This is a genomic window from Qipengyuania nanhaisediminis, assembly GCF_045862805.1.
Classification (GTDB): domain Bacteria; phylum Pseudomonadota; class Alphaproteobacteria; order Sphingomonadales; family Sphingomonadaceae; genus Erythrobacter; species Erythrobacter nanhaisediminis_A.
Window position 1 is genome coordinate 561,467 of record NZ_AP025760.1, and the last position, 22,321, is coordinate 583,787.

A 22,321-nucleotide genomic window follows, 5' to 3' on the forward strand; every position below is an offset into this window, starting at 1 on the left:
AAGCGCTCTCACCAGTCGGACCGGCTGACCTTGCCGCGCTTGGCCTTCACGTCGCCGCGCGCTTTCTTGGCCTTGAGCCGCTGGGTCTTGCCCACGCGGTTCACGCGGGAGCGGGCGCGCTTCTTGGGCGCGCGGTGCGCCGCTTCGAGCATGGCTTCGAGTTTCTCGCGCGCCTCGCTGCGGTTGGCTTCCTGCGTGCGGTGACTGCGCGCGGTTATGATGAGGTCACCCGCGGCGGTCAGTTTCGAGCCCGCCTGGTCGCGCAGCCGCTCCAGGACCGGCGGGGCGAGCCGCAGCGCATAGACATTGACGCGCAATTGCACCTCGGTCGCCACCTTGTTGGCATTCTGTCCGCCCGGTCCCGAACCTGCGAGAAAACTTTCCTCGGCATGCGCGTGGGCGCGCGCGATCACGTCCTGGGGCGCGCTGTCATCCATCGTTGTCGGGCGAATCGGGCGCGGCCTCGCACCCGGCGATCGGCGCTGGGCCGGGATCGGAAAGTCCGGCTCGGACGAAATCCTCGGGAAACGGCGCGCGCGCCGTGATGGTCGGCTTGCCGTCGCGCTCCACCGTGATCGTCTCGGCGTGAAGCATGGTGCGCGGCGCGCCCTTGTTCTGCCCGCGCACCGGGCCATAGACCGGATCGCCCAGCAGCGGCGCCCCGAGGCCGAGCAGGGCATGGACCCGCAATTGGTGGGTGCGTCCGGTTTCCGGCCGGAAGCGGATCAGCGAACGCTTCCTGTCGCCCTCGCCGATGGTTTCAAGCAGTTCCCAGTGAGAGATCGCCGGCTTGCCCTTTTTCGCCGCGATCATCCGCCAGCCCTTTTCGGCCGAACTGATCTTGGACAGCGACAATTCGATCGTTCCCGACGTCTCGCTCGGCTCGGCATCGATGACGGCGAGATAGGTCTTGCCCACCAGCCGGTCCTCGAACGCCTTGTTGAAACGCTTCAGGGCCTTGGGGTTGCGCGCCAGCAGCAGGCAACCGGAGGTATCGGTGTCGAGCCGGTGAACCGGCATCGGGCGGCGCTGGAAGCCCAGCTTCAGTTCGTCGAGATGGTCGTCAAGGGACGGCCCGCCGCGGCGCGGCCGGTCGACCGGGAGCCCTGCCGGCTTGTCGATCACCAGCGCTTCGCCGTCTTCGTAGAGGATGGGAATGGTCATATCAGTTCGGCTGCAAACAGCCCTCGCACCGCATTGCCGAGCTGGAAGCCGCCAGCAAGGTCATCGAGAGTAAGCTCGGCTTCGCGCGCTTTGCCCTGTTCGATCAGGCTTTCGCGCAGCACGCCCGGCAACAGGCCGAGCCGCGCAGGCGGGGTGAGCCAGATGAAGGTGTCCGGCTCGCCGCTGCGCACGAAGATGTTGGTATAGCTGCCCTCGGTTACAAGCCCGTCGGCGCGAACCAGAACGGCATCGTCCGCCCCCAGAGCGCGCGCGGCGGTTTGCGCGTCTTCGTAGAATCCGCGATCGGTGGTCTTGTGCACAAGACGCCAGTCGGACGGATCGAGCGGGTGCGCGAGCGCGGCGATCCTGACCGGAGCAGGGAAAGGTTCGGGCATCGGCCCGGTCTCGAGCGCGGTCGCGCCACTGCGGGCGAGCAAAAGCCGCAGCTTGGCAGGCTCTTCCAGCTCGAAGCACAAGGCCTGGATCTGGTTGCGCGCGGCGTGCCGGTCGAAGGCAAAGCCCAGTTCGGCCGCGCTGCGCTTGATCCGCGCAAGGTGCGTCTCGAGCAGCGCGATCCCCTGTTCAGGGTCGAAAGCCATGGTCTCGATCAGATCGAAACCCGGCGCGGCGTGATGGCGAGAGGAGGCGCGCGCAAAGCCCGCCTTGACCTCGCATTCGCGCCGCTCGCCCATGCAATCGCTGTCAGCGACGATCGCCGATCCGACGCCGAGCACGGCGTGGCCTTGTGCGTTCTCGATTTCGGTGAGACGCAGCGTGCGGATCGCGACATTGAACGCCGCTGTGCCGCCGCTGCCTGTGCCAGCAGCGCCGATCCGCCCGATCGCCCCGCAATAGGGGCCGCGCGCATCGCGCTCGGTCTCGCCGATCAGTTCCATCGCTCGAATCTTCGGCGCGCCGGTGATCGAGCCGCAGGGGAACAGCGCGCGCACGAGGTCCATCGCGCCCTTGCCCTCGGCCAGTTCGGCGCGCACGCTCGAGACCATCTGGTGCACCGTCGGATAGCTTTCGACCGCGAAGGGCGCATCGACCCGGACGCTGCCGGGCACCGCGACCCGCGACAAGTCGTTGCGCATCAGGTCGACGATCATCAGGTTTTCCGCCTTGTCCTTGACGCTCGCGGCCAATTCCTCGGCAAGCTCGGCATCGCGCGCGGGATCATCGCTGCGCGGGCGGGTGCCCTTCATCGGCTTGGCCTTGGCCGAATCCCCGTCGAGCGAGACGAACAGTTCGGGCGAGAAGCTGAGCAGCCAGTGCGACCCGTCGAACACCGCTCCGCCATAGCCCGCGCTCGCCGCCTGCCGCAGCCGTGCATAGAGCGCCAGCGGATCGCCGCGATAGGAGCCTGCCAGCGGGTAGGTGAGGTTGGCCTGGTAGATGTCACCGGCATGGATCGCCTCGATCAGCCGGGCGAAGGCCGCGTCATAGCCGCCCGGCGACAATTGCGGATCGAGCGGGCCGAGCCGCGCCGGCACGGTGTCATCGGCGCGGGCCTCCAGCCATGCGGGCATTTCTTCGGCGGCGATGCGTTCGGGCGGATCGAACAGGCCAAGCCACACCAGCGGCCCCATCGCCCCGCTTCGCGCATCGGCAAGCGGCGCAAGCCTGTCTTCCAATGCCAGCCCCGCCTCGTAGGCGAGGTAGCCGGCAAGCTCGACGCCATCCGCGCGCGCGGCATCGGCAGCAGCGAGCGTGTCGGCGACCTCGCTTGCGCGCATGGCGACGAACACCTCGCGCGGGTTCGTGTAGAACAGCGCATCGGCCGCGCCGTCGTGGCGCGCGTCGTCGAGCAATACCGATGGGGCAGGAGGGCTGGCAGAAACCATTGCCTGACCCTTTAGAACCCTGCTTGGCTCAAGTCGATAGGTTGACCGCTTGGTCTGCCACCGGCAGGGATGCGCGAGGGGCACCGGAGACGAGGGACACGAGCGACAAATGAGCGACATTTTTCTTGGACTGGGCGGCAATGGCGAAAACCAGCATCTCGCGCTTGAACGCGCCAACCGCCACGGGCTGATCGCGGGCGCGACCGGGACCGGCAAGACGGTGACCCTTCAGGGGCTTGCGGAGAGCTTTTCCGCCAATGGCGTGCCGGTTTTCGTCGCCGACGTGAAGGGCGACCTGTCGGGCATCGCCATGCCCGGTTCGTCCACCTTCAAGCACGCCGACAAGCTTGAAGGGCGGGCGAAGGAACTGGGCATGGACGACTATGCCTATTCAGACAATCCGGTGATCTTCTGGGACCTTTACGGCGAACAGGGCCACCCGATCCGCACCACGATTTCGGAAATGGGCCCGCTGCTGCTGGCCCGCCTGCTCGACCTCAACGACACCCAGGAAGGCGTGCTCCAGATTGTCTTCCGCCACGCCGACGACAACGGCCTGCTGCTGCTCGATTTCGGCGACCTGCAATCCATGCTCGGCTGGGCCTATGACAATGCCAAGGAATTGTCGGGCACCTATGGCAATGTCTCGAAACAGTCGGTCGGTGCGATCCAGCGCCAGCTGCTTTCCTTCGAGGCGCAGGGCGCGGACCATTTCTTCGGCGAGCCGGCGCTCGAGATCGACGATTTTCTCAAGACCGACGAAAACGGGCGCGGCTATGTCAACGTGCTCGCCGCCGACAAGCTGATGCGCAGCCCCAAGCTTTACGCGACATTCCTGTTGTGGCTGCTCGCCGAATTGTTCGAGAGCCTGCCCGAAGTGGGCGACCCCGAAAAGCCGACCCTGGTGTTCTTTTTCGACGAGGCGCACCTGCTCTTTGACGATGCGCCGCGCGCGCTCGAGGAAAAGATCGAACAGGTCGTGCGGCTGATCCGGTCGAAGGGGGTGGGCGTGTTCTTCGTCACCCAGAACCCCATCGACATCCCCGAGGAAGTGGCAGGCCAGCTCGGCAACAGGGTCCAGCATGCCCTTCGCGCCTTCACCAAGCGCGACCAGCGCGCGATCCGCGCCGCGGCCGAGACCTTCCGGATCAACGAGGAGCTCGATGTCGAGGAAGCGATCACCGAATTGAAGGTGGGCGAGGCGCTGGTCTCGACCCTCGACGAAGACGGCGCGCCCACCATCGTCCAGCGCACGCTGATCAAGCCGCCGCGTTCGCGGCTGGGGCCGGTGACGAAAAAGGAACGCGCGATCATCCAGTCGATCAGCCCGTTCGAAGGCAAGTATGACGAGGCGGTCGACCGCGAAAGCGCCGAGGAAGTCCTGCTCGCCAAGGCCGAGGACGCCGCCAAGACAGCCGAGGAAGTCGCCGAAAAGGGCGAGGAGGAAGTCCGCAAGCGGCCGCGCAAGACCAAGTCGATCTGGGAAAAGGCGCTGTCTCGCGGAACCAAGGTCGCAGCCGGCTCGGTCGCGGGCGCGGCAGCGGCGGCGGTGCTGGGGCGCAAGTCGCGCGCCAACCCGATGCGCAGCGGAGTCACCTCGGCAGCCGGCTCGATCGCGACCGATCTTGCTGGACCGATCGCCGGCCGCTTCGTGCGCAACCTGATCGGCGGATTGATGCGCTAGAGCGGCAGGCGCAGTTCGGCGGAAAGCCCGCCGGTCTCGCGATTGGTAAGGACCAGCGTTCCGCCGTGCTGGAGCGCGATCGCGCGCGCCAGGGCAAGGCCCAGTCCGGCCCCGCCGGTCGCCCGGTTGCGCGAGGCCTCGCCGCGGGTGAAGGGCTCCATCATGTCGGCGATGCGCGCAGGATCGATCCCCGGCCCGTCGTCCTCGATCGTGAACACTGCGGATCCGTCCTGCGCGGCGAGGCTCACGCGCGCGGTTCCGCCATAGCGCACCGCGTTCGAGATGAGGTTCCTGAGCGCGCGCTTGACCCAGGTGACCTGCACGGGCGCGACGATCCGCTTGCGCGCACCGGGCGGATCGCAAAGGGTGACCGGCTGGCCGAGAACGGCAAATTCCTCGACCGTGGCCTCGGCCAGCGCGCCGAGATCGGCCTTCTCGATACCCGCCCCGTCGCGCCCGACCCGGCTGAGCGAGAGGATGTCGTCGAGCGTTGCGGTGATATCCTCGATCGAGGCGGCCATGCGTTCGCGCTGGGCGCTGTCGGGCACGCTTTCGATCCGCACCCGCAAGGCGGCGAGCGGGGTCTTGAGATCGTGACCGATCGCTCCGAGCATCACGTCCTTTTCATCGAGCAGGGCCGCGATCCGCCGCTCCATGGCGTTGTGCGCGGCGATCAGCCGGCGGGTGTCGGACGGCCCGCTTTCCTCGAGCAGGACCACGCGCCCCGGCTCGCGCGAAAAGTCGCTGACCCGCTCGGTCAGCCGTGCGAGCGGGCGGGTGATCCGGCGCAGCACGAACCACAGGGCGGCAAACAGGAAGGCGAAGGCGATCAGCGTCTGGAAGATCAGCACGCCCAGGGCCGAGCGCGGCCGGTTCGGCTCGAACAGGCGGACGATCTCCCAGCGCGCATCGGGCTCACGCTGGATCGCGGCGACATAGAGGTCGCGCGTGCGCCAGGCATTGCGGCGCGCAAAGCGCGGACGGTCTTCGGCAAAGGCGATGAGCGCCGGGTCATCGCCCGCGCGCCGGGTGGCGACCACGACCTGGTGCGGGGCAACGCCTTCGAGAAGCAGCGCCTCGCGCAGCCTTGCCTCGCGCGCGCCCTCGGGTCCGGGCTGGTTGGCGAGGACGGGCGGCGCTTCGGCGGTGGTGTAACGCAGCGGCGGCGGCATTGCGCGACCTCTGCCGCGCCCGGCGCGCATGGCGGCACGGCGCGCGGGGCCGAATGCCTCGCTCAAGGCCGCGCGCTCGGCCCCGCTGACGAGCTGGATCGCGGCGCTCGCGGCCAGAGCGGTCTCGCGCCTTTCATCGGCCGCGCGCACGATCAGCAGCACCGCGACGACCTGCGCGACCAGCAGGGCGGCAGCGACGCTTGCGAGCACCTGGCCGAGCAGGCTCGAGGGCCACAGGCGGATCACGCCGACCTGTCGGGCGGGATGCGCTCGACGCTCGCAGCAAGGCGGTAGCCGCCGCCGCGAACGGTCTGGACGAGCTGCGGATTGGAAGTGTCGGCCTCGATCTTGCGGCGCAGGCGGCTGACCTGGTTGTCGACTGCGCGGTCGAACGGATTGGCGGTGCGCCCTTGGACGAGATCGAGCAGGAGGTCACGGTCGAGCACTTGGCGCGGGTGATCGCACAGCGCGCGAAGCAGGCGAAACTCGGCGGTCGAGAGCGGCACGGTGACGCCTTCGGGATCGGTGAGCTTGCGCTTGAGCGGGTCGAGCGTCCAGCCCTCGAAGCGGTAGTTCCAGTCCTCCATCGCGGTATCGGCGCCGTCCGAACGTGCGACACGGCGCAGCACCGTGCGGATCCGGGCGACCAGTTCGCGCGGTTCGAAGGGTTTCACGACATAATCGTCGGCGCCCAGTTCGAGCCCGACGATCCGGTCGGTGGCCTCGCCGCGCGCGGTGAGGAAGATGACGGGAATCTGGCGCGTTTCAACCAGGTGGCGGCACAGCGAAAGCCCGTCCTCGCCCGGCATCATGATATCGAGCAGGACGAGATCGGGCGCATCGCCGGTCACCGCCGCGCGCGCGGCGGCGGCGCTGTCGGCCTCGGTGACCGCGAAACCCTGCCCACCGAGATATTCGGCGAGCGGTTCGCGCAGGGTCGGCTCGTCATCGACCAGCAGGATCCGGGGGTCTTGGCTGTCATCCATCCTTGCAGCTTTCATGAAAGGCTGCGGCCCGGCGTGCAACCCGTCCCTTGCGAGAACGGGCGCACACAGGGCCGCTGGTCGGGCCTTGATGGCAGGCCTGCTTCAGCGTGCGCCGTTGCGACGCTGCTGTCGGCGTTCGCGGCGCTCCTCGCGCATGGCTTCGCGTGCGGCCTGGTGCTCTTCGGCACTGATTGCCCCTGAATTGTCAGTGTCGACCCGGGCGAAACGCTCGGCAATCAGCGCGTCGAATTCGGCAGCAGAGACGACCTGGTCGCCGTTGGCATCGGCGCGGGCGAGCATGCGCATGGCATGGCCGCGGCGGGCGTGGCGGGCCCGGCGCATCTGGCCGCGTCCCGCACGTTCGCCATGCTCGGCGCGCGCGGCTTCGATCTCGGCCTGCGAGATCGCGCCATTGCCGTCGGCATCGATCCGTTCGAAGCGGTGCTCGGCGCGTGCGGCGCGGCGGGTACGGCGCTCGGCGCGGCGCGCTTCGCGGGCGGCGGCCATCTCGGCACGGGTCAGTTCGCCGTCGCCATCGGCATCGGCGCGGGCAAACCGCTCGGCGCGGCGTGCTTCGCGGTCTTCGCGGCTCAGCTCGCCATCGCCATTGGCATCCATCCTGGCAAAGCGTTCGCGCGCCTTGGCCTGCATTTCGGCAAGGGTTACCTCGCCATTGCCATCGGCATCGGCAGCGGCAAAGCCGCGTTCGCCCATGTGCTGGGCCGTTGCAATGCCCGCGCCGCCAACGGCGAGCGCAAGCGCGGAAAGGGTAATGGTGACTGTCTTCATCGTGATCCTCTTTGCTCTTCCTCGTATCCGGGCGAAGCGCAAACGGGTCGGGCGATCTTGCAGCGAAGTGCGAAGCCCCGCGAAAGGGGCGCGCCGCATGAGACCGCATTCGGGGAAGGGAGATGGTCGTCCCGCCTGCGCTTCATGAGACCCGTTCTAGGGCCTTCTTGTCGCAGGATTATGCCGGGATAGCCCTGTTTTGTCGCGCCTTGTAACAGGATCGCAGGCGCGTTCACCCGGGTGCAAGGGTTTCCCCCGCGTGCAAGCGTTCCCCCGCGTGCGACGGGGCGTCCGGGCCGATCCGGTCAGCGCGGACGGTGCTCGGTGCCTTCGCCCGCGGTGATGAAGATCGCGGTGGCGTGATCGGCGATATCGGCGATGTGCCACACGCCCGGCGGATTGATGGCATATTCGCCCGCGCCTAGCGTGGTTTCGCGGCGCGTTCCGTCGGGAAATTCCTGGGTGAGCACCATCGTCCCGGCCGTGCAGATCACCACCTCGCTTCCGCGCGGGTGCATCTCCCAGGCAGGCCAATCCTCGCTAAAGCTGTGCTGCGAAACCAATCGCCCCTCGGCCCCGTCATCGCCGTGGCGCGCGATATAACCTTCATACCACTCCATCCCGGTGAAGGTCGGCTGCGGCACCGCGCTCGCCCCCAGGCCGAGATGGATGAAGGCCTCATCGAGGCGCCGGACGCTCATGCCGGGGGCGCGGTCATGCAGAAGACGTTGAGCTTGTTGCCATCGGGATCGCGGAAATAGCCTGCGTAAAAACCGTCGTCGCCGCGCGGACCGGGCGCGCCTTCGTCGCTGCCGCCATGCGCGATCGCGGTGTCGTAGACCGCCTGCACCTTGTCGGGACCATCGACCTGGAGCGCGACCATGGTGCCATTGCCCGGGGTCGCTTCCCTCTCATCGAAAGGCTTGGTTGCGGCGATGCCCGGCGCGCCGCCCATTTCGCCCCATGCGATGAAGCTGTCGAACTCCATCATCCGACCCACGCCGAAATGCTGCGCAATCGCGTCGTAGAAAGTCGCCGCGCGCGGCAAGTCATTGGTTCCAAGCGTTACATAGCCGATCATGCTGCGTGTTCTCCCTTGCCGGTCGCCCTGCGCGACTCGGTTCGGGTAGAACATTACTAGAACATATGGCCCGGCGCAATCATCGCCGCGCTGACAATCAGAGCGGCGCGGTCTGGCGTTCCACCCAGGCGCGGTCTTCGCCTTCGAGCTGGGGCATGAGGATGTCGCGCACCCTGGTGTGGTAATCATCAAGCCAGTCGATCTCGCCTTGTGTCAGCAGCGCCTTGTCGATCAGGCGCCGGTCGATCGGCACGAAGGTGAGGCAGTCGAAGCCGAGATAGCGCCCCTCTGACCCCGCGATCTCGCGCTCGACCGTGAGAACGAGGTTCTCGATCCGGATCCCGTAGCATTCCGGCTTGTAATAGCCCGGCTCGTTCGAACAGATCATGCCGGCATGGAGTTCCTGGGCGGTGCCCGCCTGCCCGCCGCCGGGCTTGGCAATGCGTTGCGGGCCTTCGTGCACGCCGAGAAAGCTGCCGACGCCGTGCCCGGTCCCATGCGCATAATCGACGCCCGCTTCCCAAAGATACTGGCGCGCGAAGGCATCGATCTGCCCGCCGCAGGTCCCTTGCGGGAAGACGGCGCGGTCGATCTGGATATGGCCCTTGAGCACGCGGGTATAGCGATCCTTCATCTCCGCGCTCGGCTCGGCGCCTTCTTGCGTGTCGATCCACACGGTGCGGGTGATGTCGGTGGTGCCGGCAGGATATTGGCCGCCGCTGTCGACGAGATAGATCGAACCGGGCGGAATGGTGATGTTGCTGTCTTCATCGACCCGGTAATGCGGCAGGGCCGCGTGGCCCGCTGCCGCCGAGATGGTGTCGAAGCTGGTATCGCGCAGATCGCCATGGGCCTTGCGGAATTCGAGCAGCTTTGCCGCGGCCGAAAGCTCGTCGACCGTGCCCGAGGGCGCGGTTTCCTCGAGCCAGCGCAGGAAGCGCGACACCGCGGCCCCGTCGCGCGCCTGCGCATCGCGGTGGCCGGCAATTTCGGCGGGGTTCTTGATCGCCTTGGCAAGGATGGTGGGGTCGCGGCGAAAGGAAAACTGCGCGCCGCCCGAACGCAGCGCCTGGGCGATGCCGACCACGCCGAAATCGGGATCGACGCTGACCTTCTTGCCTGCGAATTCGCCCGCGAGCGCGGTTTCGAATTCGCTGCGATCGCGCACGGTCACCGCATTGCCGAGATGCTTGGCAACGTCGGGCGTGATCTTGCCGGGTTCGATGAACAATTCGGCGCGGCCATCCTGGTGGACGATCGCATAGGACAGGGCAACCGGGGTGTGCGACACGTCGGCGCCGCGGATATTGAGCAGCCATGCAACCGAATCGAGCGCTGGCACCACCAGCGCATCGAGCCGGTTCTCGCCCAGCCAGTCGGCGATTTCGGCGCGCTTTTCGGCGGACGGGCGTCCGGCGAGCTCTTCGGTGTGGACCATCGCAGCGGCGTCCGAAGGAGCGGGCTGGTCGGACCACACCGCGTCGATCGGATTGCCCTTGGCAGGGACCATGGCGATGCCGGCCGGCTCGACCTTCTCCTCGAGCGCCTCGACCCAGGCCCAGGTGTGGAGCCAGGGATCATAGGCAATCTTCGCGCCGTCCTCGCACACTTCGGTGAGCCAGTCGCCGAGGCTGTCGCCGGGGATCGAGCGATATGCGAACAGCTTTTCATCGACCTGGTCGCGCACCTGCACGGTGTAGCGCCCGTCGACGAAGATCGCGGCATCGGTGAGCGTCACCGCGGCAAAGCCCGCCGAGCCGCCAAATCCCGTCAGCCATTGCAGGCGCTGTGCGTAATCGCCGACATATTCGCTCATGTGTTCATCGGAGATCGGGACGATGAAGCCGGTCAGGCCGCGGCGCTTCAATTCTTCGCGCAGGGCTTTCAGGCGGGCTTCGTGGGTTTGCATCAACATGGGGGAATTGGCCTCAATCTGGCCCGCGCCAAGGCTTGCCGCGCGGGTGGGAATGTCTAGAAGCCTTCCACATAGGCCGCTTGGCCACCGCTTTCCACCCGCGAAGGACCAGACCCCTTGCTCAACCGCCTGCCCACCCTGTTCGCCTGCGCCGCCACCTTTGCCGCGATGACATCCGGCGCAGCCCTTGCAGACACTCACGAGGACATATCGAGCGTGACCACCACTCCGCCAGTCGCCGAAAAGCGCGAGCACAGCTACACCCATCACGGGATCACCATTTCCGATCCCTATGACTGGCTTTACGACAAGTCCTATCCGGAAATCGACGACGAGGACGTGCTCGATTACGTGCGCGCGGAAAACGCCTATTTCGAGGCGGCAATGGAACCGCAGGCCGCGCTGACCGAGGCTTTGTTCACCGAGATGCGGGCGCGGATCAAGGAGGACGATTCGACCGTTCCGCAGCGTCGCGGCGACTATCTCTACTGGTCCGAATTCGACGAAGGCGCGCAATACCGCAAGCATTACCGCAAGCCCGTCGCCGCTGGCGATGACGCTCAAGGCGTGCTGATCCTCGATGAAAACGCGCTCGCCGAGGGGCACGAATATTTCCGCCTCGGCGCGCTGTCGGTGAGCCGCAACGGGCGGTTCCTGGCCTATTCGACCGACACCAGCGGAGCCGAGCGCTACACCGCGGTGATCAAGGACCTGGAAACCGGCGAACTGCTCGCCGACACCATCCCCGAAACTCGCACCAGCCTGACCTGGGTCGCGAATGACACCGCGATCGTCTATGGCAAGGCGAACGAGAACTGGCGCGTTCTCGATGCGCGGATGCATGTCATCGGCACCAGGGTCGAAGACGATGTCATCCTTTACGAAGAACAGGACGAGAGCTTCTCGGTCGGCGCAGGGCTGAGCGCGCAGGAAGACTATCTCATCATTTCGAGCGGCGACAACGAGACGAGCGAGGTGCGTTTCGTCTCCGCCGCCGATCCGACCGGCGAACAGGTGCTGGTCAAGCCGCGCGCGAAGGGCGTCGAATATTCGGTCGATATCCGCGAAGGCACCGTGTGGGTGTGGACCAATGACGAGCACATCAATTTCCGCCTCGCGCGCGCCGATATCGCCGCGCCGGGCGACTGGGAGACGGTGATTGCGGGATCGGATGAATTCTATCTCACCGATTTCGAACTGTTCGAGACCTTCTTCGTCACCGAGGGCCGGCGCAACGGCCTCGACCAGGTCGAGATCCGCACTTACGACGCGCCCACCAGCGCGCAGCCGATCGCCTTTCCCGAGGCGAGCTATGATGCGGGCCTGTCGAACAATCCCGAATACGACCAGACCGTGCTCCGCCTTTCCTACGAAAGCATGGTCACGCCCGATTCGGTCTATGATTACGACGTGGCGAGCGCCTCGCTGAACCTGCTCAAGACCCAGGAAATACCGAGCGGTTACGACGCATCGCTTTACACCACCGAGCGGGTCGAGGTGCAGGCGCGCGACGGGACGATGATCCCGGTCAGCGTGGTCATGCGCAAGGACCGCGCGGACATTCTCGCGGCGCAGGGGATCGAGGGGCCGGGACCGCTCCACCTCTATGCCTATGGCGCCTATGGCTATGCCGTGCCGCCGGGCTTTTCGACCACGCGTCTGAGCCTCGTCGATCGCGGTTTTGCCTATGCCATCGCGCATATTCGCGGCGGAGACGATCTCGGGCGGCGCTGGTATCTGCAGGGCAAGCTGTTCGAGCGGACCAACACCTTCAACGACTTCATCGATGCCGGGCGCGGGCTGATCGCGCGCGGCTTCACCGCCGAAGGCATGGTCACGGCGAGCGGCGGTTCGGCCGGCGGCGAGCTGATGGGCGCGATCGTCAACCAGGACCCGCGGCAATATGGCGCGATCGTCGCGCACGTGCCCTTTGTCGACGTGCTGAACACCATGCTCAATGCCGAGCTTCCGCTGACGCCGGGCGAATGGCAGGAATGGGGCAACCCGATCGAGGACAAGGCCGCCTTTGCCTATATCCTGTCCTATTCGCCCTATGACCAGGTCAAGGCGCAGGATTACCCGCCCATGCTGGTGACCGCCGGGCTCAACGATCCGCGCGTCACCTATTGGGAACCGGCCAAGTGGGTCGCGCGCCTGCGCGACATGAAGACCGACGACAACACCCTGCTTCTGAAGACCAATATGGGCGCGGGCCATGGCGGCCAGTCGGGCCGGTGGAACAGCTTGCGCGAAACGGCGGAGGAATACGCCTTCATCCTGTGGCAATTGGGTATGGCCGAGGGAGCCGAGTGAGCGAGCCTCCGCGCTTTTCCCGCAGTTTCACCGCGCTGCCCGAGCATATCGACGAGCTCGGGCACGTGAACAATTCGGTCTGGGTCCAGTGGATCCAGCAATTGGCGACCGAGCACTGGGAGACCGCAGCGCGCAGCGAGGACCGGGGGCGCTATTTCTGGGTCGTTGTCCGCCACGAGATCGATTACCGCGGCAATATCGCGGCAGGCGAAAGCGCGGAGGGCACGACCTGGATCGAGGGCAGCCCGCGCGGGGCGAAATCGGTGCGTCGGGTCGAATTCCTTGGCGCTGACGGCAAGCGGCTGGTCTTGGCGGCAACCACATGGGCCATGCTCGAACGCGAAAGCGGGCGGCTCGCGCGGGTCAGGCCCGAAGTGCTCGCCCCCTTCACCGCGTAACGGACCATCGAGGCAGGGCGCAGCCTCGTGCGCCCTTGCAAGAGATGCTGCCTGTCACAAAGCCTTCACAAGCTTGTCACGCACGCTTCACACCGGCCCTCTAGATCGCGTGCATCCGCAATCAGTCAGGATGTGTGATGAAACCGAGCATTTCCAAACTCGCTCTCGTGACGGCGCTTGTAGCCGCTTCCAGCCCGCTTGTCGCGCAGGACAGCGACACCCTTCGCGAGGAACTGGCGGCCATGCGCGCCGAGATGCAGGCCATGGCCGAACGGGTCGATGCGCTCGAAGCCGAACTGGACGCAGCCGAAGCCGAAGCCAGCGCGGCGAGCGCGCAGGCCGAGGCTGCCACCGCCGCTGCGCAAGCTGCCCGGGCCGAGGCGTCCGCCGCTATCGCCGCCGACGAGGCAGGCGATGGCACCCGGACCGCATTCAAGGGCGCGCCCGAGGTCTCGACCGAAAGCGGCTGGAGCTTCAAGCCGCGCGGCCGCCTGCAATATGATGCAGGCACCATTGCAGCGCCCGACGGCACCGGGATCGACACTGGTTTCGGCAGCGAGGCGCGCCGCGCGCGGCTTGGCGTGTCGGGTGATATGCCCGGCGGTTTCGGCTACAAGTTCGAGGTCGACTTTGCCGGTAACGACATCGCGGTCGCCGATGCGATCGTGAGCTACGAGACCGGAAATACCGAATTTGCCGTCGGCCAGTTCAACAATTTCCAGTCGCTCGAGGAGCTGACCAGCAGCCTCCACACCAGCTTCATCGAGCGCGCCGCCTTCACCGATGCCTTCGGCTTCGAGCGGCGCGTGGGTGCGGGCGTCACCTATGCGGCGGGCGACGTGATGGTGCAGGCGGGCGGATTTTCCGACAATATGGAAGACCTGTCGAACAAGAACTGGAGCCTCGACGGGCGCATCGTGTTCCACCCCGAAATCGGCGACACCCGGCTGCATCTGGGCGGATCGGTTCACTATGCCGATCTCGAACGCGGCAGCCAGGTCCGCTATCGCCAGCGCCCGCTGGTGCACTTCACCTCGGACCGGCTGGTCAATACCGGGCGGTTCGATGCCGCATCCGAGTTCGGCCTCGGGCTCGAGGCCGCGGTCATCGCAGGGCCGTTCCACGCCGTTGCCGAAGGCTATTGGCAGATGGTCGAGGATCCCTTCGGTGGCCCCGATGCCGGCTTCTTTGGCGGTTATGCCGAGGTCGGATACTTCCTCACCGAAGGCGACAGCCGCGGATACAAGGGCGGCAAGTTCGACCGCACCAAGCCGGAAAACCCGGTCGGCGAAGGCGGTTCGGGTTCGGTGCAGGTGAACCTGCGCTATGACCGGCTCGATCTCAATGACGGGGCGATCATCGGCGGCACGCAGGACGGCTATTACGCCTCGATCGTGTGGAAGCCGACCGATTACACCGCGCTGCTCGCCAATTACGGGCGGCTCGAATATTCCGACGCTGCGTTCGCAACCGCGAGCGGATCGCGCGATTACGGCGTCGATGTCGTCGCAATCCGCGCGCAGGTCGATTTCTAGGGGCCGGCTGGCCCTTCCCTGTCAAACGACTTACACAATGCGCCGGTAACGCGCACAAAGTCCCCAATCCAAGGATCACCAACATGAAGTCGAAAAGCACTCTTGCAATGGCCCTCGTGGCAGCTCTTTCGCTGACGGCCTGTGACAGCGGCTCGGGCGGCGGCACGCGCGGTTCGATCCGCGCGGTCGGTTCCTCGACCGTCTTTCCCTTCGCCAAGCAGGTGGCCGAGAGCTTCGTCCGTTCGAACCCGCAATTCCAGTCGCCGCTGATCGAATCGACCGGCACCGGCGGCGGCATGCAGCTGTTTTGCCAGGGTGTCGGCCCGCAGACCCCCGACATGGCCAATGCCTCGCGCCGGATGAAGCCGGGCGAATTCGACACCTGCCAGCAGAACGGTGTGACCGACATCATCGAACTCCAGGTCGGGCTCGACGGGATCGCCTTCGCTTCCTCGCAGGGCGGCATCATGCTCAACCTGACCCCGCAGATCGTCTACGAGGCGCTCGCGGCCAATCCCTATGGCGAGGAACAGACCGCGCAGACCTGGGCCGATGTCGACCCCTCGCTGCCGGCCGAACCGATCCTGGTCTATGGCCCGCCGAGCACGAGCGGCACGCGCGACGCGCTCAAGGAACTGGTGCTCGAGGTCGGGTGCGACAGCAACCCGGCGATGGAAGCGCTCAAGGACGAGGACGAGGACCGCCACCAGCGGATCTGCACCGAGGTGCGCTCGGACGGCGCCTATGTCGACCAGGGCGAGCAGGACAACCTGATCGTCCAGAAGATCGAGGGCAATCCGCGCTCGGTCGGCATTTTCGGCTTCTCCTATCTCGAAGAGAACGCCGACAAGGTGCAGGGCCTTCCGATGAACGGGGTCGACCCGACCTATGAGAACATCTCGAACTTCACCTATCCCGGCGCCCGCCCGCTCTATGTCTATGTCAAGAAGGCACATATCGGCGCGATCCCCGGGCTGGCCGAATATCTCCAGCAATGGGTGAGCATGTGGGGCGCAGGCGGCCCGCTTGCCAGCGTCGGCATGGTGGCTTCGCCCGATGACGCGATGGCCGAAAACACACGCCGGGTGAACGAGCAGCTGACCATGACCCGCGCCGATCTGACCGGCGAGGCCGCGGCCGAGTAATCGCCTGCAAGGCATGAAGACGAGGGGGCCGGGAAGCAAAGCGCTTTACCGGCCCTTTTGCTTGCGCGATCGCTAGCGGAAATCCTCGCCCACTGCGTGCATCTGCGCCTTCAGGCCCAGTTGGCAGATGTTCTGGATCTCGATCCCGGGATGGGCATTGACCTCGATGATCAGCGGCCCGTCATTCTTGTCGAGCACGATGTCGGAACCCGAATAGCCAAGCCCGATCGCCGGACCGCACTTGCTCGCCAGTTCGAGCACCCGGTCCCAGCCGGGCACTTCGAAACCGATCAGGTTGATGCCCGTATCGGGGTGATGGGTGACCACCTCGCCCTTGACCAGGGCGCGGGTGATGCGCCCTGTCTCAAGGCTCACGCCAGCGCCGATCGCGCGCTGGTGGAGATTGGCCTTGCCGTCGCTCTCATTGGTCGGAAGCCGCAGCATCGCCATCAGCGGTTCGTCGTGCAGGCAGATGACGCGCAAATCGGGCAGGCCCTCGGGACACAGGTCGGCCAGCGCCGGGTCGGCGATGATCAGCGGCTCGATCAGCGCCGCGTCCTCGCTCGCGGTGTCGCCCGAGAAGCCGCCATCGACCACGCGCTGGATGTGGTGCATCACGTCGGTCTCGGTCAGCGGCGTTCCCGAACCCTTGTACCAGACATCGCCTTCGCGCCGGACCGCGAGGAGGATACCGTCGCCCTGGCTCCCGCGCGCGGGCTTGATCGCCCAGGCATCGGGCATGTCGCGCAGCGGTTTGAAGTTCATCAACGTCTGGTGATCGTCGATCACCGCGACCGTTCCGGTGCATGAGATCCCGGCAGCCTCGAGCGCGACCTTGGCCGCGACCTTGTCGCGCGCACGCTCGATCGCGCTCCTCGGATTGTATTTCGCGATCAAGGCGTTGCGCATGTTGATCCCGAGGATTTCCTCGATCGGATTGACGTCGCGCGGCCGCATCCTTTCGAGCGGGCTGAGCGGTGTGCGCTTGCGGCGGAACAGCGAAAGCATGTCAGACGTCCTCGGCTGACCTGATGATCCAGGCATTGTGTTTTACAGGCTTGCCAGACGCGCCAATGCGAGGCTCGAACTGGGCCTCGCGATCGGGGGTCGGAACGGTGTTTTCGGGTCTGGGCTGCGGCACTCGCCTTCGCGAGAACGGCTCGAGGTCTCGGGCCGAATGGATCACCCACATGCCTTCGAGCGGGGGTGCGCGCTCGCGGGCCTCCTCGGGCGATGGCGGGCCAAGATCGAGTTCGAGCTGGTCGGGATCCCTGGCCTGGCGCGCGGCCCTTCGGCGTTCGAGCCAGATCGGTGCGAAGCGCCCGATCTCGGTGACGCGCAGTCCGCGGTATCGTCCCAGGATCGCGACCGCGATCGCGGTGAACAGCGGCATCAGGATCGGCGATGCCTCGATCAGCATCAGCGCGAGGTGCGAGACCATCACGAACTGGATCACGATCGAGATGATGAAGGTGTTGAGCGCCAGCTTGGCCGCCTCGTAAGCGCCGTCCTTTTCCCATTGCCGCCACCAGCGTTCGACCACCAGCGCGCAGACCACCACCGGGAAGGCATCGACCTGCAACTGGGTGTCGAGCACGATCTGCAAGGTCACCAGGACCAGCACGATCAGCGAGATCAGCGTGCCGAGAAAGCCGACGCGGGTCATGCGCAGCTTGAGCAGGGCAGGCGCGACGATCATCCCTGCCAGTACCGAGGTGCCGAGCACGAGCGGGCCCATGATCGGACCGATCTGCAGGAAAGCGAGCGCAACCAGCATCGGGGTGAACAGCCCGAAGGCTTTCAGGCCGATGAAACTGCGCGCCAGCACCACCAGGAAAGCGCCCAGCGGAAGCACCATCAACAGGTTCGAAGGCTTGAGTCCCCAGATCGCATAGGATGTCGCGGTGTCGCCGAACGAACTCGGCAGGGCGAAGAAACTCTCGGTGTTCGACAGCCCCAGCACGACCAGTACGGCAAGGGCGAGCCCTACCGCAAAGCCGATATAGACCGGGCGTCTGACTTGCGGCGTCGCCCGGTCCCAGACCCGCCGCAAACGTGATGGGAGGCTAGAAAGCATACCCGATGCTCAGGGTCAGGCGGTAGCCTGCGCGATCGCGGAACGCGTCATTGCTGTCAGCGAAGATGTATTTTGCCTCGGCCTCGGCGCGCCACTGGCCGGGCCAGTAGAGCAGCTCGATCTCGGGCACGACCAGCCGGTCGCGGCGCGCTGCGCCATCATCGCCGATGCGGCTGTCGAACTCGGTCTGGATGACCTCGATCGCGGGCCGCACCCGCAGGTCGGGCGTGACCGGGAGGGTATAGGAAACCCGCGCCGACTGGCGATCATAGCCGCGCCGCGGGTCGTCGGAGGTGATGTTCTCGGCGCGCAGGTCGAAGGTCAGGTAGTGATAGCGATCGAAGCGGCGGCGATACTGGGCGTCGATGCGCGCGCCCTCGCCATGGGTCTCGGCGGCCGCGCCATTGGCGTATTCGCGGCTCCGCCAAGTGCCGCGCAGGCGGAAGCGATGCTCGCTCGCCGGTTCGTAGGTGATCCGCGCCGATCCCTGCCACTCGTCGGTATCGGCGCTCTCGGCGGTGACGAAGTCGTCGTAATGGCGGGCGCGCAGCTGCACCTCCCAGTCATCGCCGATTTCCTGGTCGAAAGTGGCGGTGAAGCGATCGCGATGCGAATTGCTGCGCCCCTCCTCGAGCCGGAAAACCTCGATCCGGTCCGCCTCGAGGCGAAGCCTGGTGGTCTCGTTCTCGAAACCGATCCCGACCTGGCCGCGCACGGTGAAGGCGTCGCCGGCGATGACAAGCTGTTCTTCGCTGGTGGTGGACTGGGCGCTGACAAACCCGATTTCCACCCGCGCATCGGGTTCGAGCGACCAGCTGTCCGCGCTCTGATCGCTCTGATCGCTCTGGGCAAGGCCCGTCTGCGGCAGGGTGACGAGGCCCAGCGTGCAGGCGAAAACCGCCAGCGCACGACCGAAGCGAGAAAATGCGGTCTGCTTAATCATATACGCACGATTACGGGTGCGAAGTTTAGAAATTGCTAACCCTGATTTTCAACCGGGCTGTGGCGCGCAATTCTGCGGGTTTCGGCAGAGTTCGGCAGGTCGGGCCGGTGCCGCGGGCAAGCTTCCTGAATTAAATCCTACCGAGCATGGGACAGGTGCCGCCAGCCTGACTTCGCCGGATCAATGGCGCGCGGCGCACAGCGGGCTTGGCGTGACGGGGCGCGCGGCCGCGGTAAGGGGTCAGATCGGGTTGCCGTCCTGGTCGCGGAAAATCTCGCGCCGGCCGACATGGTTGGCAGGACCCACAAGTCCTTCACTTTCCATGCGTTCTATCCACTTGGCCGCGGTGTTGTAGCCCACGCCCATCTGGCGCTGGAGCCACGACCCGCTCGCTTTCTGGTTCTCGATCACGATCTGGCAAGCCTGGCGATACTTGCGTTCCTCGGGGCTGTCAGATGCGGTCAGCTCGTCCTCGAAATTGAGGCCGCCGCCATCCTCGGGCTCCTCGGTGACGGCATCGACATATTCAGGCGCGCCCTGTGCGCGCCAGAAATCGGCCACCGCCTCGACCTCCTCGTCGGAAACGAACGGCCCGTGGACGCGCACGGTCGCACCGGTATTGGGCTTGTAGAGCATGTCGCCCTTGCCCAGCAGCTGCTCGGCACCCTGTTCGCCCAGGATCGTGCGGCTGTCGATCCGGCTTGTCACCTTGAAGCTTATGCGGGTGGGCAGGTTGGCCTTGATCACGCCGGTGATGACATCGACGCTCGGGCGCTGGGTGGCCATGATCAGGTGGATGCCGGCCGCGCGCGATTTCTGGCTCAGCCGCTGGATCAGCACCTCGATTTCCTTGCCTACGGTGACCATCAGGTCGGCCAGTTCGTCGACGATCAGGACGATCTGCGGCAGCGGCTCGTAATCGAGCTGTTCTTCCTCGTAGAGCTGTTCGCCGGTCTCGGGATCGAAGCCGGTCTGCACCCTGCGGCCAAGCGGCTTGCCCTTGGCGATCGCGGCGCGCACCTTTTCGTTGAAACTATTGATATTCCGCGAATTTACCGAGGACATCATGCGATAGCGCTTCTCCATCTCCTCGACCGCCCACTTCAATGCGCGCACGCTCTTGTGCGGTTCGGTGACGACGGGAGAGAGCAGGTGCGGGATATCGTCATAGCTCTTGAGCTCGAGCACCTTGGGATCGATCAGGATCAGCCGGCACTCGGCAGGGGTGAAGTGGTAGAGCAGCGACAACAGGATGCAGTTCAGCCCCACCGACTTGCCCGAACCGGTGGTCCCCGCGACCAGCAGGTGCGGCATGGCGGCAAGGTCGGCGATGATCGGTTCGCCGGCGATGTCCTTGCCAAGGATGATCGGCAGATTGCCCTTGCTCTCGGCGAAATCGGCGCTCGCGGCGAGTTCCTTGAGCATCACGACCTGGCGGTCGGCATTGGGAAGCTCGATCCCCATCACCGTCTTGCCCGGGATCGGCGATACGCGCGCCGAGATCGCGCTCATATTGCGGGCGATGTCCTCGGCAAGGCCGACCACGCGGCTGGCCTTGATGCCGGGCGCGGGTTCGAGCTCGTACATCGTCACCACCGGCCCGGTGCGAACCGCGGTGATCTCGCCCTTGACGTTGAAATCGTCGAGCACGTTCTCGAGCAGGCGGGCATTGCGTTCGAGCGCGAGCTTGTCGAGCTTGGGCGCGTGATCGGCGGGCGGATCGGCGAGCAGGTCGAGGCTCGGCAATTCGAAGGTGGCGAACATGTCGCGCTGGTTCTTCTTGGCGGCCGGATTGGCGCGCTTGGGCGGGGCGGACGGGTCGGAGATTTCGGGCGCGCGGCGCGGGGTCGGCTGGGCGGGCGGCTCGACCCGCGCTTTCCTTCGCGCCTTGCGCGGCGCGGGCGCTTCGTCGTCGTCATCGGCGACAAGGCGCGATGTGCGCCTGCCGCCGATGAAGGGAAGGCGCGCGAAAAGCCCTGAAATCATGGCGTTGTCGCGCAGGAAATTGGGAAGCGTGAGGAGCGCGCGCCAATCGATCGCGAAGATGCGGGTAACGAGCGCGGTGCCCACGGCGAGGCTCGCGAGCGCTGCCGCCATGATGATCCAGCCTGCCGCATCGCCTCCAAAACGCTCGGCCACCGCCTCGATCCCGCTCGCGCCGAGCAGCCCGGCAATCCCGCCCAGCTGGGCCGGCAGGGTGCCGCCGGTGCGCTCGAATGCGAGGCTCAGAACCACCCCGAACAGCATCATCGCGACCAGCAGAAGCCCGGTCGGAAGCCACCAGCCGGTGGGCTGCGCCTCGTCGTCAGCGGCGATATCGTCGCGTTCGACACCGCGCCACAGCCGGCGCGCCGAGACATAGAGCAGCGGCAGCAGCAGCACGCCGGGAAGGCCGAACAGGAACAATACGCGGTCGGAGGCCCATGCGCCCCAACTGCCCATCCAGTTGGCGACCTGCGAGGGGTCCGCCGCGGTCGAGGGGCTGGGATCGGTCTGGGTGTAGCTGGCAAGCGCTAGGCCGAGGAACACCATCGTTGCCACGAGCAGCGCCGCCCCGGTCATTTGCGCCGCGCGGCGCAGCGAGCGGCGAAGGCCGATGCGCCAGTCTGCGGTGGGTGTCTTGCGGGTGCTCATTGCGCGGGTCGCCATGCGGCTGCTCCGGGAGGAGGATTGGGTCGGGAACACACCATGAATCCTTGCGGACTCGCGGTCAAGGCGCAGCGCCCGGAGTGAGCCCGTCGATCGCGGCCCAGCGCTCGCAGCCCAGCGCCCGGGCGCGGTCTGAATCCATCCCGCCCAGCGCGATCACGGGTGCAAGCGCATGGCGCGCGAGGCCGTGAAATGCCGCAGGACCGAGCGCTGCTGCGTCGGGATGCGAATTTGTGCCAAAAACAGGCGAAATCATCATAGCGTCGCAACCAAATAGGTTCGCCTGGGCCAGTTCGTCCATGCCGTGAACCGTGGCGATCCGCAGCAGTCCGGCGCGGCGCGGCCACAAGGCGCGCGGCGCGCCGTAGATTCCGTCGGCGCCCCATTCGCGCGCGGTCAGCGCGCTGTCGGCGAGCACCACGATGTGCGACCGGGCCCGGGCATGGCGCATGAGCGCAAGGTAGCGCGCGTAACGCTGGGCTTCACCAAGGTGATAGTGGCGATAGACGAAGCCGCTCCCGCGCGGCAGCGCGCGCAGCGCGGCTTCGAGCACGGCATCGTTGCGCGCATCGGATATCAGCCACAGCGCGGGAAGGGGCGTTGAACTTGCCACGCGCGCGCTATAG

General features: G+C 66.2%; 19 protein-coding genes. 5 read left to right on the forward strand and 14 right to left on the reverse strand.

All coding sequences use genetic code 11. The features are described from left to right. Positions 1-8 precede the first annotated feature (8 nt). From arfB to pabB, 3 genes are read right to left on the reverse strand one after another with little or no spacing between them, the layout of a single operon-like run. Positions 9-437 (reverse strand): alternative ribosome rescue aminoacyl-tRNA hydrolase ArfB, encoded by a 429-nt coding sequence (arfB, locus tag ACKTSM_RS02770; protein ID WP_407875617.1) that lies wholly within the window; start codon positions 435-437, stop codon positions 9-11. Beyond that, the gene (locus ACKTSM_RS02775) at positions 430-1,164 is read right to left on the reverse strand and encodes an RluA family pseudouridine synthase (RefSeq protein WP_407875618.1); all 735 of its coding nucleotides are present in this window, start codon (positions 1,162-1,164) and stop codon (positions 430-432) included. Before ACKTSM_RS02775 ends, arfB begins: the two co-directional genes overlap by 8 nt. Continuing rightward, entirely contained in the window at positions 1,161-3,008 is a 1,848-nt protein-coding gene (gene pabB, locus ACKTSM_RS02780) for an aminodeoxychorismate synthase component I (RefSeq protein WP_407875619.1), read from the reverse strand. The genes ACKTSM_RS02775 and pabB overlap by 4 nt, the downstream gene beginning before the upstream one ends. Positions 3,009-3,117: 109 nt before the next feature. Here pabB and ACKTSM_RS02785 point away from each other — a divergent pair, with 109 nt between their 5' ends. Then, complete coding sequence (locus ACKTSM_RS02785; RefSeq protein WP_407875620.1) at positions 3,118-4,692, forward strand: helicase HerA-like domain-containing protein; 1,575 nt, start codon at positions 3,118-3,120, stop codon at positions 4,690-4,692. On the opposite strand, the gene ACKTSM_RS02790 is transcribed toward ACKTSM_RS02785, so the two are convergent. The 6 genes from ACKTSM_RS02790 to ACKTSM_RS02815 all read right to left on the reverse strand — a co-directional run bounded on the left by ACKTSM_RS02790 (position 4,689) and on the right by ACKTSM_RS02815 (position 10,635). Then, positions 4,689-6,110, reverse strand: a complete 1,422-nt coding sequence (locus ACKTSM_RS02790; RefSeq protein WP_407875621.1) for an ATP-binding protein — start codon at positions 6,108-6,110, stop codon at positions 4,689-4,691. The two genes, ACKTSM_RS02785 and ACKTSM_RS02790, sit on opposite strands and share 4 nt — an antisense overlap. Then, positions 6,107-6,850, reverse strand: coding sequence for a response regulator (locus ACKTSM_RS02795; protein WP_407875622.1), 744 nt, complete (start codon positions 6,848-6,850; stop codon positions 6,107-6,109). Before ACKTSM_RS02795 ends, ACKTSM_RS02790 begins: the two co-directional genes overlap by 4 nt. 102 nt (positions 6,851-6,952) lie before the next feature. Then, positions 6,953-7,639, reverse strand: coding sequence for an EF-hand domain-containing protein (locus tag ACKTSM_RS02800; RefSeq protein WP_407875623.1), 687 nt, complete (start codon positions 7,637-7,639; stop codon positions 6,953-6,955). A gap of 305 nt (positions 7,640-7,944) precedes the next feature. Continuing rightward, a complete protein-coding gene (locus ACKTSM_RS02805; protein WP_407875624.1) occupies positions 7,945-8,340 on the reverse strand; it encodes a cupin in 396 nt (131 codons plus the stop codon). Further along, positions 8,337-8,720 carry a VOC family protein gene (locus ACKTSM_RS02810; protein WP_407875625.1) on the reverse strand — a complete coding sequence of 128 codons (384 nt, stop codon included), beginning with the start codon at positions 8,718-8,720 and terminating at the stop codon, positions 8,337-8,339. The genes ACKTSM_RS02805 and ACKTSM_RS02810 overlap by 4 nt, the downstream gene beginning before the upstream one ends. Positions 8,721-8,817: 97 nt before the next feature. Continuing rightward, positions 8,818-10,635: an aminopeptidase P family protein gene (locus ACKTSM_RS02815; protein ID WP_407875626.1), complete on the reverse strand. Its 1,818-nt coding sequence runs from the start codon at positions 10,633-10,635 to the stop codon at positions 8,818-8,820. A 168-nt stretch (positions 10,636-10,803) separates the two neighbouring features. Between ACKTSM_RS02815 and ACKTSM_RS02820 the strand changes: the two genes are divergently transcribed. From ACKTSM_RS02820 to ACKTSM_RS02835, 4 genes are all read left to right on the forward strand, one after another. Next, a complete protein-coding gene (locus ACKTSM_RS02820; RefSeq protein WP_407876404.1) occupies positions 10,804-12,948 on the forward strand; it encodes a S9 family peptidase in 2,145 nt (714 codons plus the stop codon). Further along, positions 12,945-13,346, forward strand: a complete 402-nt coding sequence (locus ACKTSM_RS02825; RefSeq protein WP_407875627.1) for an acyl-CoA thioesterase — start codon at positions 12,945-12,947, stop codon at positions 13,344-13,346. The genes ACKTSM_RS02820 and ACKTSM_RS02825 overlap by 4 nt, the downstream gene beginning before the upstream one ends. Before the next feature lie 137 nt (positions 13,347-13,483). Next, positions 13,484-14,881 (forward strand): OprO/OprP family phosphate-selective porin, encoded by a 1,398-nt coding sequence (locus tag ACKTSM_RS02830; protein ID WP_407875628.1) that lies wholly within the window; start codon positions 13,484-13,486, stop codon positions 14,879-14,881. Positions 14,882-14,964: 83 nt separating this feature from the next. Then, entirely contained in the window at positions 14,965-16,026 is a 1,062-nt protein-coding gene (locus ACKTSM_RS02835) for a substrate-binding domain-containing protein (RefSeq protein ID WP_407875629.1), read from the forward strand. Positions 16,027-16,098: 72 nt separating this feature from the next. Here ACKTSM_RS02835 and ACKTSM_RS02840 read toward each other — a convergent pair whose 3' ends face one another. The 5 genes from ACKTSM_RS02840 to ACKTSM_RS02860 form a co-directional block, all read right to left on the reverse strand. After that, entirely contained in the window at positions 16,099-17,034 is a 936-nt protein-coding gene (locus ACKTSM_RS02840; protein WP_407875630.1) for a sugar-transfer associated ATP-grasp domain-containing protein, read from the reverse strand. 1 nt (position 17,035) lies between these two features. Beyond that, positions 17,036-18,103 carry a 7TM domain-containing protein gene (locus ACKTSM_RS02845; RefSeq protein ID WP_407875631.1) on the reverse strand — a complete coding sequence of 356 codons (1,068 nt, stop codon included), beginning with the start codon at positions 18,101-18,103 and terminating at the stop codon, positions 17,036-17,038. Beyond that, positions 18,093-19,046, reverse strand: a complete 954-nt coding sequence (locus ACKTSM_RS02850; RefSeq protein WP_407875632.1) for a hypothetical protein — start codon at positions 19,044-19,046, stop codon at positions 18,093-18,095. The genes ACKTSM_RS02845 and ACKTSM_RS02850 overlap by 11 nt, the downstream gene beginning before the upstream one ends. A gap of 240 nt (positions 19,047-19,286) precedes the next feature. Further along, the gene (locus tag ACKTSM_RS02855) at positions 19,287-21,695 is read right to left on the reverse strand and encodes a DNA translocase FtsK 4TM domain-containing protein (RefSeq protein ID WP_407875633.1); all 2,409 of its coding nucleotides are present in this window, start codon (positions 21,693-21,695) and stop codon (positions 19,287-19,289) included. Between the two features lie 61 nt (positions 21,696-21,756). Further along, positions 21,757-22,308 (reverse strand): thiamine phosphate synthase, encoded by a 552-nt coding sequence (locus ACKTSM_RS02860; protein ID WP_407875634.1) that lies wholly within the window; start codon positions 22,306-22,308, stop codon positions 21,757-21,759. Between the last annotated feature and the right edge of the window lie 13 nt (positions 22,309-22,321).